14 protein-coding genes and 1 tRNA gene are annotated in these 15,140 nt (G+C 51.3%); 3 read left to right on the top strand and 12 right to left on the bottom strand.

Annotation, left to right across the window (positions count from 1 at the left end; translation table 11 throughout):
- Nucleotides 1-33: 33 nt before the first annotated feature.
- Nucleotides 34-2,040, top strand: coding sequence for a bifunctional 2-polyprenyl-6-hydroxyphenol methylase/3-demethylubiquinol 3-O-methyltransferase UbiG (locus tag OR1_RS17120; protein ID WP_052440583.1), 2,007 nt, complete (start codon nucleotides 34-36; stop codon nucleotides 2,038-2,040).
- A gap of 143 nt (nucleotides 2,041-2,183) precedes the next feature.
- A tRNA-Pro gene (locus tag OR1_RS17115) sits at nucleotides 2,184-2,260 on the top strand.
- 951 nt (nucleotides 2,261-3,211) lie between these two features.
- On the opposite strand, the gene OR1_RS17105 is transcribed toward OR1_RS17115, so the two are convergent.
- Together OR1_RS17105 and OR1_RS17100 are read right to left on the bottom strand one after the other, a co-directional pair.
- Nucleotides 3,212-3,397, bottom strand: a complete 186-nt coding sequence (locus OR1_RS17105) for a hypothetical protein (protein ID WP_041973509.1) — start codon at nucleotides 3,395-3,397, stop codon at nucleotides 3,212-3,214.
- Nucleotides 3,394-3,684: a hypothetical protein gene (locus OR1_RS17100; RefSeq protein WP_041973507.1), complete on the bottom strand. Its 291-nt coding sequence runs from the start codon at nucleotides 3,682-3,684 to the stop codon at nucleotides 3,394-3,396. Before OR1_RS17100 ends, OR1_RS17105 begins: the two co-directional genes overlap by 4 nt.
- 107 nt (nucleotides 3,685-3,791) lie before the next feature.
- Here OR1_RS17100 and OR1_RS22345 point away from each other — a divergent pair, with 107 nt between their 5' ends.
- The gene (locus tag OR1_RS22345; protein ID WP_160295275.1) at nucleotides 3,792-3,935 is read left to right on the top strand and encodes a hypothetical protein; all 144 of its coding nucleotides are present in this window, start codon (nucleotides 3,792-3,794) and stop codon (nucleotides 3,933-3,935) included.
- 157 nt (nucleotides 3,936-4,092) lie between these two features.
- On the opposite strand, the gene OR1_RS17095 is transcribed toward OR1_RS22345, so the two are convergent.
- From OR1_RS17095 to OR1_RS17050, 10 genes are all read right to left on the bottom strand, one after another.
- Complete coding sequence (locus tag OR1_RS17095; RefSeq protein ID WP_041973505.1) at nucleotides 4,093-5,160, bottom strand: hypothetical protein; 1,068 nt, start codon at nucleotides 5,158-5,160, stop codon at nucleotides 4,093-4,095.
- Nucleotides 5,157-6,080 (bottom strand): hypothetical protein, encoded by a 924-nt coding sequence (locus tag OR1_RS17090; RefSeq protein ID WP_041973503.1) that lies wholly within the window; start codon nucleotides 6,078-6,080, stop codon nucleotides 5,157-5,159. The genes OR1_RS17095 and OR1_RS17090 overlap by 4 nt, the downstream gene beginning before the upstream one ends.
- Nucleotides 6,081-6,099: 19 nt before the next feature.
- Nucleotides 6,100-7,725 (bottom strand): hypothetical protein, encoded by a 1,626-nt coding sequence (locus tag OR1_RS17085; protein WP_152609949.1) that lies wholly within the window; start codon nucleotides 7,723-7,725, stop codon nucleotides 6,100-6,102.
- Nucleotides 7,726-7,734: 9 nt separating this feature from the next.
- Entirely contained in the window at nucleotides 7,735-9,294 is a 1,560-nt protein-coding gene (locus OR1_RS17080; protein WP_041973500.1) for a M15 family metallopeptidase, read from the bottom strand.
- A 75-nt stretch (nucleotides 9,295-9,369) separates the two neighbouring features.
- On the bottom strand, nucleotides 9,370-11,334 hold the full coding sequence (locus OR1_RS17075) for a M3 family metallopeptidase (protein WP_160295274.1): 1,965 nt from the start codon (nucleotides 11,332-11,334) through the stop codon (nucleotides 9,370-9,372).
- Nucleotides 11,335-11,342: 8 nt separating this feature from the next.
- Complete coding sequence (locus OR1_RS17070) at nucleotides 11,343-11,663, bottom strand: hypothetical protein (RefSeq protein WP_041973495.1); 321 nt, start codon at nucleotides 11,661-11,663, stop codon at nucleotides 11,343-11,345.
- A 43-nt stretch (nucleotides 11,664-11,706) separates the two neighbouring features.
- The gene (locus OR1_RS17065) at nucleotides 11,707-12,810 is read right to left on the bottom strand and encodes a patatin-like phospholipase family protein (protein WP_041973493.1); all 1,104 of its coding nucleotides are present in this window, start codon (nucleotides 12,808-12,810) and stop codon (nucleotides 11,707-11,709) included.
- A 21-nt stretch (nucleotides 12,811-12,831) separates the two neighbouring features.
- A complete protein-coding gene (locus OR1_RS21080) occupies nucleotides 12,832-13,287 on the bottom strand; it encodes a hypothetical protein (RefSeq protein WP_052440581.1) in 456 nt (151 codons plus the stop codon).
- Between the two features lie 149 nt (nucleotides 13,288-13,436).
- The gene (locus tag OR1_RS17055; protein ID WP_041973491.1) at nucleotides 13,437-13,766 is read right to left on the bottom strand and encodes a hypothetical protein; all 330 of its coding nucleotides are present in this window, start codon (nucleotides 13,764-13,766) and stop codon (nucleotides 13,437-13,439) included.
- Nucleotides 13,767-13,838: 72 nt separating this feature from the next.
- Nucleotides 13,839-15,071, bottom strand: a complete 1,233-nt coding sequence (locus tag OR1_RS17050) for an ATP-binding protein (RefSeq protein ID WP_041973488.1) — start codon at nucleotides 15,069-15,071, stop codon at nucleotides 13,839-13,841.
- Nucleotides 15,072-15,140 lie beyond the last annotated feature (69 nt).

Below are 15,140 nucleotides of genomic sequence, written 5' to 3'. Positions count from 1 at the left end.
AAAAAATTAAATCCCCCATACAGGAGAGTTAATGTGCGGATTGATGAGATTTTCAACAATGCACTGGCAAATCATAACGCGAATAATTACGAAGAGGCGATAAAACTGTACAAGATGGTCCTCAGCAAAGACCCTAAGCACCTTGATGCCAATTACCTGCTCGGCACGCTCTATTCAGAAATCGGAAAGCTCGGAGAAGGAAAACAGTACCTGCAGAAAGCCGAGAAAATAATGCCCAGCTCCCCTTATATAAAGGTAAACCTGGGCATTATCCACAAGAAACAAGGGAAGCACGAAACTGCACTAAACTGTTTTATTCGCGCTCTTCAACTCCAACCTAACCTTCCCGAAGCACTTAACAATCTTGCCATGCTGCTAAATGATCAAGGCGAGTCGGTAATGGCCTTGAACTTCATCAAACAATCATTGCAAATCAAAGAAACACGGGAAACCAAAAACATCTTTTTCAAATGTCTCCAGCACGTCAGTTTCACGCAATACAACAATGAGCTTCGGGCAATCATGTTTCGTGCTTTAACCGAGCCTTGGGGCCGTCCGAGCGAATTAGAAAATGCCTGCATCGATATCGTAAAAAAAGACCCGGAAATGACGTGCATAGAACGCGCTGCAAACGCCTGGCCGCATCGTTTGTCAGCGCAAGAGCTGTTCGGGACAGACGGATTCGCTACAGTTGCGGATGATCAGCTGTTATGCGCCCTGCTTGATTCGGCGCCAATTTGCGACATTGAGATGGAGCGCTTTCTAACTATGGCGAGGTGTGCCTTACTGGAAATTGCTTCCGGGATAACTGCTTCTGAATATATGGTTGATTCTGCGTTAAGTTTCTACGCTGCCTTAGCGCGCCAGTGCTTCATCAATGAATACGTGTTTTCCGGCACCGATGATGAAATGCAAAAAGCCCGGTATTTGCAAGGTGTGCTGGTTGCAGCGCTGGAAACAAAAACCCAGATTCCAATTCTTTGGGTAGTCGCAGTAGCGGCCTACTTTCCTCTCGGATCTCTCGCGCCGGCTAACAGGCTTCTGGAAAGCCAATGGCCCAAAGAAGTCACCGCCATCCTGGAACAGCAACTCATTGAGCCATCGAAAGAGATGCAATTACAGGCTGACATTCCCCGGTTGACCGATATTCAAGATAAAGTGACCCTGCTGGTTCAGAATCAATACGAAGAAAACCCTTATCCTCGCTGGGTCAAATTGGCGCCAGCAGAGAAGCCAATGAATATCGATGTATACTTTCGCCGCAAGTTTCCATTGACCTCTTTCAAGCATTATGGAGATTGCGACAGCGTTGACGTCCTGATTGCCGGGTGTGGCACGGGCCAGCATTCTATTGAATCGGCACAGCGATTCCCGGGGGCGAAAGTACTCGCAATTGATCTTAGCATCAATAGTCTTTGTTACGCCAAGCGGAAGACGCTGGAGCTTGGCTTGACCTCTATTGAATACGCTCAAGCCGATTTGATGGAGTTGGGCTCACTTGAGCGGAGTTTCGATATCATCGAGTCTTCAGGGGTGCTGCACCACCTTGCGAACCCTTGGGGCGGATGGCAAGTGCTCTTGACTCTTCTTCGACCTGGCGGATTCATGAAAATTGGCCTATATAGTGAAGTGGCGCGCCGTAGCATCGTTCAGATACGATCTGTAATCGCTGAGCAGAATTACGGCACGACCGCCGATGAAATTCGCAGATTCCGGCAGGATCTGATGAATTTGAATAACAGCTCAGATTTCGAACCCCTATTGAAATCACCAGATTTTTTTACAACCAGTAATTGTCGAGATTTGCTTTTCCATGCACAAGAACATCTCATGACACTGACCGGCATAGAAACGTTTCTTCGCGATAACAATCTGGCATTTCTTGGGTTTGATATCGGGCAAAATGTCCTTCATGATTATCTGCAGCGTTTTCCTAAAGATCATGCTGCCACCAATCTTGGTAATTGGCAAATTTTCGAGAACGAAAATCCGACCACATTCACAGGCATGTATCAATTCTGGATTCAAAAGACGGGATAAGATCAAGAAACGACGAACCTTCTATTGGTACCGGGATAGGACAATCGTCACCAGGGGAGGTACGCTCTCCGGCCCTCTCCATCCACTTCTTTCGTCTTTCTCCTTGACAAAATTCATCTGAAAAGCTAGAAAGGTGGTTCAGTCGGGGCGTAGCGCAGCCTGGTAGCGCACCTGCTTCGGGAGCAGGGGGTCGGAAGTTCGAATCTTCTCGCCCCGACCATAAAATTCAGGGACTTACGGCAACGGCTGTAAGTCCCTTTTCTTTCTTTTTTCTTCATGCAACCTCTGGTGCAACCTCTTGTTGCCTTGCTAGGAATTTTTATTTCACCATCCCCCTTTCCCTCTCGTTTCAAATTAAAGCAATGTTTCTCTTCATCAAGGAGAGCCTGACATGACCAAAGCAGATTTAGCCGCGATCATTTACCAAAATAAGCAACAGGCAGAGCGCCGGGGTTCCGTTCGCCGTTTATTTGAATCGTGTAAGTGGTAGGTGGGGTAAAGAGGGATTCTGAAAGGGAAAAATTAAGGCCCGACCACGGGGCGTCCCGCTCGGGCTCTTCAGCAGTGGATAAGAAGAACGCCTTCACACATGCTGATGATTCTAAATGTCTCTGTGGAGGGCGGTAGTTCCTCCATGGGGCATGATGCCATTTCTAGCAACCCCGCTGGCAACCGGTTTTCCAGTCGTACAGAGAAAGGCTTTATTCGTGTCATGCACTGGAGGGGCGACCGTACATATCCATCATGTTCCTCGCAACACACCCGAAGGTGAGGCTGGCGAATCGGAGGGCCTTTCCGAAAGTCAGCACATAACGTCAGGGAAATGATACCGAAAATTCGGTGTTATTGCAACGCCTTCCAGACAAAAAAACCGAGAATCCCATGGCTGGAACCCGGTTTTCTTGATAGGTTTGACTTTTAAATTTTCAGGATTTACACTTTTATGGGTTGGTTTCGTGACTAGCTGTGCCATTCACGATAGCAATACTGGGAGTGTCTGACGTAGTTCCAATGCCAACCCTTTTCTCAAGAGCTTCGCCTCTTTTGATGCCAACCCGGTGTTCTTGATTTTTGAGGTTGCCAGCATAATCTTGTCCAGCCTTCCGCTGTCTCTCCTTCGCCTCTTCAGCCAGCAACGGAAGCATATCAACGGCTATTGCTGCTTTTTGCCCTATTGCCCGCCAAACCTCTGCACCCTATCTGCCATGTCGCTGATCCGCTCTGAGACATTGCCGGCAATAGCAGCAAGCCCATGAAGCGTCTCGTCGTTGTACCGGTGTGCTGCCTCTTTCAATGCGGCCTGGACAGCCACCAGTGCCGCGCCCTGATCGACAAGCTCCTTCACTATGACCTTCATGCGCGGTCTCCTTGTATGACGTGAAGCAGTTCCAGGGTTTCGATATTTTCGGGGCTCTGGTCGAGAAGAAACTGAAGCTCTTCAATATGTTTCCGGCAGAGGTCAGAGATACGCCCTGACATCAAGTTGACAATTTCAGCGAGGCCGCACAGTTCGTCATCATGGTATGCCTTTGCCTTCTTCTCCAATACCCCCCAAACGGCGAATAATGCATTCGACTGAGCACCAAAATCCTCTTTAAGATCCCCGATGGCAACCTTCAAGCTAGTCCCTTCCGCTGGTGTCATACGCCCCTCCCCTGGTAATTTGATGGGGCGATAATGACAGATAAAAATAAAAGTACCAGACTGATACAGCAATTCTGCTGTTGAAGTTTCTACGGTTCAAATCGAGCATGAACTGGTCACTATCAAACCTGGTGGCAATGCTCAGATACAACCTGTTCACCTACAGGGACTTATGGCTCTGGCTGGACAACCCTTTCGAGGTGCCGGCCATGATTCCCGGAGATGAGCAGCTGATGCTGGCTTTCCGGTAACTGGACAGCATCGAAAAATGACAACCTGAATTTACAAAAAGCGATTTATCCGTCTAACTTATTGATATTTAAACTCCGGCATTTCAGTTCCGGTTTGTCTTGGACAGCACAGAGTTTGAACTAAATTTGGCAGTCGATTATGGATATTCGGATTGGATCAAAACCTTCTCTGAATGTCATCCGCAAGTTCATCCATACGGCGGTAGGATTTCTCATCGACAGGCCCGTCAATAATCTTCAAAATCTCAGTAATTTTCTGTGCAACTCCGCGAGGTGCTTCCAGTTTGCCCACTTTATTCGCCACTTCATTTAGATAAGGGTGGTGCAGCTGTGCAGCATTTTGCTGCTGAGCAGCCACACGTACAGATGCCGTCCATGCTCCCAACAGGAGATAGATGTCGTTAGGCGACAGCTTTTCCATGCAGGCAGCCGTTTGCTCCAAGAGATCTGTACAGACAGAGAGACTTGATGGGGTGGATGCCAGCTTCATAGCCTTTAGGTGTAATTCCGTCAATTCTGGGTGTGCGGTTTCGAGTTGCTGGATTCTCTCGTCAAGGCTGGCGGCAGATTTACGAATACTGTCAGAATCCTCGCTTTTGCATGCCACATACAACGCAATCGTAGAAAACCCAAGGTGAAACCTGTTCGCTTCATCTCTTCCTGTAGACGCAAATCCGGCCTGATTGGCTGAAGGTACTGGAAGTTCCAGTTGTGAACCTTTTTTGGGAATAACCAGTGTATTGGCAAACGCCAGGAGCGCCGGTGGTTTGGTTTGCTTTACAGGTGCATTGCCGGTAGCGGATGGTTGTGCAGGCGGTTCTTTACATGCTATTTGACTTTGCTGAGGTGTGCTTCCAGGAACAACCGGCAGAGGGAGATCACCGCGCTTCGGCACAAAATTATAGATGCCTATGGCTAACAGCACAGTAGCTGCCAGAGCCAGCGGCACCAGGTATGATTGTTTTTTCTGATGCAGTTGCACCGGTTCCTGGCAAGAATCAGCTGCCGCCAGCCGAGTGGTGATGATAAGCGCCTGTCGGCACAGGTCGCAGCTGGCAACATGGGAAACAGCCTGCTCACGTCGCTCACCCTGCAGGGCTCCTGCTGCCAGGGCGTCCAGCTCTTCATCGGTCAGGCAGGGAGTGTTCGGCGGCAGTTTCTGCACCCCTTCGGCCAGTAACCTGGCAATGCGCAATTCCTCCAGTTTGTGATCGTGGCGCCTCATGTTGTACTCCGGGCAGACGTGTGGCAGATCAGTTCGTCAAGAGAAAGACGCTGCTTACCGAGCCAGCCCCTGAACTCTTCGATAATACGCAGTTTACGCTTCTGCAAGGCGGTCTCGGTGCTGGCCATGATGCCGGAAATCTCCTTCAAGGTCAGCTCCTGGCCATCCAGTCCAAAATTAAGTGATATCAACAGCCGATCATCCGGCTTCAGTCTTGTCAGGAACAACTGGAGGGTGTTGTCTCTGGTGACAGTCTCCTGATGGCTGGCAACCAACTGTTCCGGGTCGTGACGGTTATCGATAAAAATCTGCTCGGTCATGCCAGTCTCCTCGTCGATCATCTGCCGCACGTCGATTCCCCCTTCCGGATCGGCCTTCAACCGGGCCTTGCCGCGAACCGCTTCGACAATTCTGTCGATTTCAGACAGGGAGCTATCGATACCGTAGTGAGCTTGGAGAAGCTCCCGTGCCTCATCGGCTGGATAGCCGTAGGTAATCACCAGCCTGCAGATCAGACGGGCATCTTTCCCCAGCTTATCCCAATCAATGCGGCCACGCTCCTGACGGAGCAGGTCAATGGCCGTGGTGCGGACTATTTTCTTCAGCCAGTCATTGGTCGGTGTGCCACTGGAGACAGCGCGAAGCTCCCGGCAATTGTCGTCGGTTATCTTGAAGAACACGGCATTGTACAACTCTTCCGGATCCATCCGATTGCCACCATCAGCAGTGAATTCTCCCGGTAGGTCATTGCCACGGGATCTTTCGCCACCCTGGGCCCCGACTGCAATAACACAATAGCGCCTAAGCCTGGTCAGCAGTTCTGGCGTTACCAGCGCGGCAGAAGTTGCCTCCGGCAACACAACTTCCGCTTTGCGTTTGAACGGTAATACCAATGCGGCAAACAAGAAAAACAGCTTCATTGCACCATCCCTTTGGTGGCTATTTCGTAGTTTGAACGTAGATGAGCCAGCCCTGAATCCTGTTGTCGGGACTGATTCGTGCTATGAGGTTATCCTGGGAGTAAATATTGATGCTCCCCTGACTGGTAGAAATTATCCGGTCGGCACGGCCGTAGGTTGCATCAAGTTTACTGCGGTCATCACCAATGCTGATCCCACGGGCGCTGGTGCCGGCATACCGCTCAGGTGTTGCTACTGTAGTGACCACTAGAGAACCTATCTGCAGGCGGACTCCCTCCCAGGTCGTGGCTGATTTACGATAAATTTTAACAGCGGGCGTATCGTATTCATCACCCATTTGAAGTGCCCCGACTGCGGGAATCAGGTTCGGATCGCGCAAACGGGACAGCGGAATGCCGCCGATAGATTCTATTGCCGGTTCATCCGGAATATATGCCGGTGGAGGAAGTTCGGGGGTGGCACCAATAGCCAGCAGGTTGGTAATCGCCATCGACTCGGCACTCGTTCTGGCATCACTGAAAGCAGCGGCAGCCTCAGTCGGTCTACCGCTTCTTGCCAGCGTTATCCCTCGTATGATCGCTATCCGTGCGAGCAGTTGATTGTTTCCAGACTGTTTTGCCAGATCGGCTGCTTCGTTCAGGTGGTATTCAAGTTTGTTTTTACTCACGAGCAGCTCAGCCACACACCCCCGATTCAGGTGCGCCGTGGCATAACCGGGGTCAAGCTGTATCGCCCGGTCAAACAGACCGGCCGCTTTCGTCAGTAGAGCATTTCTGCGGACTTCTCCGTCAGGATACATATTCCGGCTGCTGGACGGGTAACGAAAGGAGACATCCAATTCGAAAGGGTAGAAATATTTTGACCGGGGGGGAATGGCCACAGCGGCCAGGGCGTAGGCAACCCCGGCGTTGTTGAGGATTTCGCGGCTCTGGAAATCACGGGCCAGGTGTTCAAAGAGACGGGCTGCCTCCTCTGGACGGTCAATGCTCAGCAGTAACATGGCGGCAGTGAAGAATGGAACCTTGGCCGCCAGTTCATCTCGAACCCGATTGACAATGGCGATGCGCTCCACAAGGGCAAGATAATCGCTGATCACCTTCTTGCCGGGGTAATAATGGTCATAAATGGCGCGGATTGACTGTTCTGCCACGGGAAACGGATCGTATCCGGCCTCCACCGCATACCAGCAGCCGAGCCGGTCTGCCAGTTGTTCGCTCTGTTGCCGGTCTTCCTTCTTTTTCATATTGCTGATAAAGCTGCCGGATTGCCATGCCGCATAATGGGCAAACTCGTGGCCAAGCAGGAAGGCCAGGGCGTTATCCCGAGCCTGTGGCGATCCAAGTTTGGAGAGGATGTCGATCAACTCCTCGTCGATAACGACAAATTTCCCTTCCTCACTGACTCTGATGCGGGACGTCGGGTCAGGTCCGAATGATGACTTCATCGGCTTGTCCCAGTTATCGGCCTTAAGGATATGGAGGCGCGGCGGTACCCGGTTACCAACCCGGGCGAGTCGCTCAAAAACCGCGTTCACAATCCGGTATTTCGGGTCGCTTTCAGGCAGGATCTTGCTGGTCGCAGCGGCAGTTATCCCAGAGCTGGCCAGTAGGCATCCAAGCAGCATGGCCAACACTCGTGTTAGCATTGTGTCTCCTTATTTTTTCTTGCCAGTAAGAATATCCCTGTCAAAGTCGAAATGCTGGTAATCGGGATCATTTTTCCATTTTCCACCCCAATCGAAGCCACGGTTTGTGAAAGCTTTGACCGTTGTGCTGTCGGTCTTGATGAGGCCCGCCGCATCCAAATCTCTCTTTACGTTTAAACAAGCTGCGGGTGGTAATACATTGCATTCAGTCGGATGGGCTTTACAGAAGTCAACCACAGGAGAAGAAGTATCGAATCCCGAATGACGAATGAACAGCGATATTTCCTCTTTTCCATCCCAACCCAATTTGTTTAGGGAGTCACTTTTCACAAATATATATGGGTTCTGAACCGGGTTAATATCTATGGCGCCGCCATAACTGTGATTCGACCAAACTCCCGGCCGGCCAGGGACATCTCTGCAGTTGAATGCGGACGTATTATTTGCTGCCATTGAGCGATCGTCATCGGCATCATACGCTTCGATTAAATCCATGCGCTCAATGGGGAATTTTTGTGAATAAAGATCGGAAAATGCCTTAATGACCGGCAACGCTAGCTTCTTATGGACGACCAATTCGCCGACTTTTGGGACTCCGTCAAAACCCCAATGAGTAAGAACAAGGTAACTGAGGTCTGAGATCTGAATCGGACACCCCTCACGCCAGCTCTTCTTTTCCTTCATCGAGGCTGACACAGAAGGTGGAACGGCAACAGCCATTCCGAAAAAACCATCTGGTGAATATGACTCGACAATCCGTTCGTTCACTCCGTCAAGCTTTGCTCTTACCTGCTGTTCAAGAGCGTCAGGCGGTGCCAGTCGTGCCGCCGTAGCGAGCTTTTCCAGCTTATGCATGGATGCAAAGTCACTTCGGTTACCCATCAGGATCATGGGCTTTCGGGCAGGGTCAAGCCAGCCAATAAGCTTAACGAGCTGGTCTTCGTCGAACGATATACATCCTCCCGAGGTCTTTCCTTCTTCCCGCCAGACATGAACGAAGATGGCACTTCCAAAACCTTTGACAATCGGGTTCCTGTTATAACCGACCACAATCCCATGACGATAAACGTGGGTGGGGAGTTTCATATCTTCAAAAGAAGTGGCTTTGGATTCGGAACGTTTCACCCAGGTGTTGTAGTCGGGAGCATTCACATCATCTACCCAGATATCGTCTTCCGTGGCCTGGCGATACGGCATTTTGGTAATAACAGCCGGCGCATACCCAAATACGGATTCAAGAGGGTACAAGCCTGAAGGCGTTCGGCCGTCGCCCTCTCGCTTCTCTCCTGACGGGGCAAAACCATTTCTCCCTATTATTGATGGTATCGGTGTAAACCGTGAGGTCCATTTTCCATTTACACGCTCAAGTGCATACGTTTGCACGCGAGAGGTGTTGTTTCCTTCTCCAATTACAACAAGCAACTGATCTCCAGGAATGTCTGCTTCGGATAAAGCTGCTTGGACTTCATCAGCCGGAGAAGAGACAGCATTTTGCGGAGGTACATGGACGCATCCAGCCAAAGCAACAATAGAAAAAAACAGCAACACCACTCTGTTAATAAAATTCATTGAAACCTTTCTCCTTGTTGATGGGATGCTGAACTTAATAATTGGCACACAGTCCACCTCCCAAAGCCGTTTCAATCAGTGCTTCAGTGACTCAATAAACGCCGCGTTTGAGAACTCACGCCCCAGAAAGATGCGGAGCAGATCTTCCGGCGCACGGCTGTTGCCGAAGAAGAGGAACTCGTTTTCCAGGCGCATACCGGCAGTACGGGTAATCAGCCCTTTTGTCTGCAGCTGTTCACGCAGTTCGGCAGCAATGACCGCAGACCAGAGATATCCGTAGTAGCTGCCGTCGTAGCCGCTGACCAGATGGCTGAACGTGCCTGGGGTGCGGCTATCCTCCGGCGGCGGCAGTTGCAGCAGTTCCCGGTACAGATTCTGCCAGAGCTGCAGTGGATCGGCAACCGGTGCCGGCCCATGCAGGGCGGCGTCAAAGCGTGCCGTAAGCAGTGTAGATGCATGGCGGCTGGCGGCAGCGGTTTGCTGACTGAGGCGCAGGCGGGCGGCAACCTCATCCGGCAGACGGTTGCCGGACAGCAGCGCCAGCACGGTCGGCTCATAGGCAAGGTTCTCGAACAGGGTCGATGGAATCTCGATAGCGTCCCACGGAATGAGCGCACTGCCGAGAGACGCGTATGGCACGCTGATCAGCAGATCTTGCAGGGTATGACCGAATTCGTGCAACAGAGTCTTGAGCTGCCGGGGGGCAAGGTGCGGCTCGCCGTCTGCCGGCTGTCGCAGGTTGCTCACCAGCAGGGTGACCGGCGGCAGTTGGCCCTTTGCCGTCTCCCGGGTCGGGCGGAGGCAGATTTCATAGGAGCTGTCAGCTTTGCCGGGACGGTAAAAGAGATCAAGGTACAACCATCCGGCCAGGGAGCCGTCTTCTCGTTGCACCTGGTACAGTTCAACAGTTGGCGACCACCCTTGCAAAGCGGCCTGCCGCACGAACTGCAGCCCCAAAAGCCTGCTGGCCAGAGAGAATAACCCGTCCCGCACTGTTGACAAGGGGAAGTAGCGGCGCAGGCTCTCCTCGTCCAGACCTGCGGATTCTTCATGCAGACGGCTGCTCAGCCAGCTGATATCCCAGGGGTGTACCGGATTTCCCTCCCCCTTGAGCCGGGCAAAGGCGGTACGATCCGTGGCAACAAGCGGGGCAAGGCTGGTTTGCAGAGCATCAAGAAAGTTGTTCACCCGCTCCGGGGTTCCGGCCATGAGGGGAGTGGCGCGCACCTCCTGCCAGCTTGTCTTTCCCATGGCCTTTGCCTGCTCCTGGCGTAGCCGGGCGATTTCGGACAGCCGTTCCAGATTGCCGCTCCCCCGGTTGTCCAGATAGCGGAGCGCAGCCTGTCGCGTTGCTTCAAGGTTTGCCGTGCGGAGGATAGTGGCGGCATCGCCGGCACTGGCAACCGTAGTCAGTCCGGTTGTGTCCTTGGGTAACCGGGCGATGAGCGCATCCGGCACCCCGGACAGCTCTGCTTGTGTAAATGTGGCACTGCTATTATCATTCACCAGCGCACTGGTGAATTCGTTTTCCAGGGATGCCAGCTGCTCTGCCCGGCGCTGAAAGGCTGCACGCTCTGGGGCTGCCACCTCCAGGCCGTTGGAGCGGAACTCCTGCAGCAGGAGTTTCTGCAGCCGCCACTGATCAGCCCCGTCAACCGGGGCGGTTTTCAGACGGTCGTAGAGGTCACTCCGCCCCAGGGTGGCGATGGTGGCATTGGCCAGCTGCTCCTTGCAGTCGGCAGCCGCCTTGCGCATGGCGCTGTCCGGGTGGAGTTTGGCCAGCGGGATGAGCGGGTCGGTCGCTTCCCCCAGCAGAGCGATTGCTTCCTCGTACGCTAGCAGCGGATTTGCCGCACCACCGGCGGCGATACGATCATAGCTGGCAGCGGCCAGATTCAAGGCGGTGCGGCAACGGTTCTCCAGTGCGGCAGGGTCTGCGGGGAAGGCAAGTGGGGCGATTGGCGCATCGGGGCGCAACTGCTCCTGCCGGGCAGCACAACCGGAAAGAAGAATCAGGAGCAGTATCAGCAAACGGAGCATTTCACTCCTCATCCACCACAATTACTTGTTTCGCATTTTTTCTCCTGCGTCCGGGGCTGCTCCTGCTGCTCTGGATGCTGGCCGTTACAATTGCTTGTATCACAACCCTTTTCCGGCGAACGCTCACCACTGACAAAATCACTGATGTTCATCTCCCGGCTGCGGGATTGGTACTGCTCTGTATTGGCAGTCGATGCCGCCGGGGCAGCGTCCTGCACTTGCGTTTCCGGACGCTTGCAATCGGAGGTGCCGCAAGCAAATAGAGGAGTAGCGGCGAGGCAGATAAAGGCGGCAAAGATGAAGGTAATTCTACAAATTGATGTTTTCATGGGAGTTTACCTTATTTTAATATTGTAGATTCGATAGGTTGTTTTACGATAAAAGGTAGTTCGTTACAAAATCATCAATTTGAGTTCTATAATTTTGTGCCAATTGCTGGCCGAAGCGTTCCAGCCGTCTCATATTGTCAGTGGAAGCATTATCCATTGAAGAATCAATCCCTTCAATATCAAGGTTGTTTTTATAGTCACCAAATTCACCGTCGATTCTGAGAAACTGGTTCTTTACGCCAATACTTTCGAAAACTGTTTCCACTTGGTATGTTACCGTTTGTGCAACGCCATCCATAAGAATACTTATCAATGGTTTTGCCCAACCAGCCAAGCCCCAGTCTTTTCCTTCCTTATAACTGATTGATGCAGTTTTTTTGCCTGTCCCAAGAGACAATATGGCAACATTGCTGATTTCTAAAGGAAGCATATTTTCTGTCGTAGGTGCAACTTTATGCAAACGTAAAGCTTCAACCAACGCACATGCTGCTGGATTATTGGCAAAAACCCCGCCATCTATCATTGGAGCAGCATTTGGAATATTGTCTAAACTTTCGCTCAATGCCATTTCAAAATAGGTAGGAGCTGCAGATGTTGCCCTTGCAACATCTCGAACCAGGAAGTTTCTTTCTGGTTTAATCTTGGCGTCGTGCTGAGTATAGAAAAAGGATTCATAACGCTTGGTATTATACGCAGTAATGAGGCACGGTTGTATCAATTGGCAGAGCTCAAGATCCCCAAAATAGTTTTTCAGAGTTTTCTCCAGCATTTCGGCAGAATACTTCTCGTCGGCAAGCCCGCCAAGAGATACGATGCGCTTCCAAGCTGACCGGTCAAATATTTCGTCCCCGTTCTGCATATACAGATTGAGCGCATCCTTAGCCGAAAACCTTGCTTTCGCCGGATTTGCTGTGTCCGGAGCAAGATAAACACAGGTTAAGATGCCCCCTGTACTTGTTCCGGCAATCATATCGAAACAATCGCCAATTTTAAGATTGTTATCATTAGTTTTCGAACGGATAGCTTCCTCGACTTTGGTCAGTACTGCGGCTGGAATAATCCCTCTAATACCCCCACCATCGATTGATAAAATGCGAAAATATTTCTGGCTTGTTGTATTTCCACTGGCTACAGGTTTAACGCCCATGATCGAAGCTCCTTTCTATTGCTAGAGTCGGACATTATTCAAGTCAATATTTTTGATTGAGATCATTTCCTCTGCAAATTTATTAAACAAGCTCCAATACCTATGTTTCTTGTTAATGTTTGACCAAAAGACATTATTTTTCCAACAAAGAATCGCATAGTAACCAAACATATAATGGACAGTGTTTTTTGGTATTAGTTCTGAGTACATGAGCAAGGCAATTTCCTCCATGTAGCCAAGGAAAGTTTCTTTTTCATCCACTGTCAAACTAGCTACATTTGTAGGCGTAATATCAAGCGCATTGCATACCTTGTTAAAATCTGGATCATTAAAAATCTTGTCTCTTGTCTTCAGAAAATATTCTGCTCTTTTTTGAGTCGCATTTTTACGATACTCAGCAATGCCTTTAAATACGGCTAAACTAGCCGTAACTATTGAAATAATAAACTTGCTGATTGATATAATTTCTTGAAGCATTTTGATCTCTCCTTTCATGGATCACCCAATTATCATTCACTGCTTCAGTAATTGGATTCACCTATGATCTTAATAGTCCCGCTATGCCAGCGGTGGTGTGGCCATCGAGATGGTGCGGTTGAGTATTTGTTGCATGAGTGGCCTCCCTCTCAATTGCAGTCAGAACCACTGTTGCACTTCTTCTCCTGCGTCCGGGACTGCTCCTGGGTTGGGCGGGCCTCATTGCAGCCGCCTTCGCTGCAACCCTTCTTTTCCGGCGAACGCTCACTGCTGACAAAATCGCTGATGTTCATTTCCCGACTGCGGGATTGGTACTGCTCAGGATTGGCAGTCGGTGCCGCCGGGGCGGCATCCTGCGCTTGCGTTTCCGGGCGGGCTTCATTGCAGCCCTCAGAGCCGCACCCTCCCCAAGCCAGCGGAGCGGCGAGGCAGATGGCGATGACGGTTATAACGATGGTACGGCTGAGTTTAGTTGACATAATGTGACCCTCCATGGTTGGCATTGATATCTATCATGACGGAAGGAGAAGAAAAATCTCCCAAAATATTTTTCAATACAAAAATCCGAACAGCCAGAGCGGGATGCGATTGCCGCTGCCGGTTTCGATTCCATCCAGCGCCAACCAACCGTTGTCAATCCCCTTGAGCTGGCTGGCGTCCTTGTTCTTGCCGCCAACCTCAATGGTAACGCTGTCATCCACCAGAAAATCACCTTTGGCCGGCACCGTCACCCGATGGGCGGTGCGAAGCATGCCGAGCAGAAAAGTCTCCCGCAACGGTCCGCTGGCAGGTTCGCCCCCGGCGGCCAGCGCATGGCAAAGGTTCGGGTTGTTCAGATAGATTTTCTCCGGTTTCTCCAGCTCCCGCAGCCCCTTGCCACTGCGTGCCACGGTGAGGATCACACCGGCATCTTCCAGATATTTGAGATAGGTTTTAAGGGTCCGCTCGTCACCGATTCCCAGAAGCCCTTTCAACGTTTTCAGATCAGGAGTGTACGGCACCATTCCGGCGATGATCGCCAGCAACCGCTCGATCTTTCTGATGCTGCCACCATTCAGTGCCTGATGGATGGCAGGCAGATCACTCTCCAGCGTAGTGTGGATGTTCTGCTCCAGAGTCATCTGAAACTGGGCAAGATCCGGGTATTCGAGAAAATACGGGTAGAAGCCATACTGCAGATACTCTCTGAACAGGGCCAGCACCTTGTGACTGGTTTGCTCCAGGGTGGTCACAATCGCTTCGGCAGCCTGACGATGATCGGACAGCAGCTGAGCAAGCGGCAATCGATCAAGCTGGATGCCGGTCTTTAGAATAATGAATTCACGAAACGACATGCCGTGCATTTTGTAGACAATAGCCCGTCGGCTCAGGTCATGGCTGCCCCGGGTGATCTCCAGCGCCGAGCTGCCGGAGGCCAGAATCCGCAGCGACGGGAAGGTGTCGCAGATGCTCTTCAGCTCCATTGACCAGTCAGGGTATTTATGGATTTCGTCAAAGCAGATCAGCTCACCCCCCAGTTTGACGAAATCATCGGCAATGCTGTAGAGGGATGAGCGGGCTACAAGGATATGGTCGGCCGGCAGGTAGAGGATGCGGGAGGAGGTCCGGTCATTGTCACACGAGAGAAGATGCTGGACCAGCACTGTGGTCTTGCCGATCCCGCGCTGGCCGATGATGATGGAAAACCGCGCAGTGAGCGGGTTATCATCCAGAAAAGAGCGGCGGAACTCCCGGTTGCGCAGGCGCAGGAAGGTCTGGCTGAGGGTTTCGAGTTCATGAAGCATGGGTCATCCTACTGAATAGTATTTTGATCCCAGTTTATCCAAGAAAAATAGTAATGCAATACAATTATT

The sequence above is a fragment of the Geobacter sp. OR-1 genome (assembly GCF_000813145.1).
Taxonomy (GTDB): domain Bacteria; phylum Desulfobacterota; class Desulfuromonadia; order Geobacterales; family DSM-12255; genus Geoanaerobacter.
This window is presented reverse-complemented; position numbering and strand designations above follow the sequence as displayed.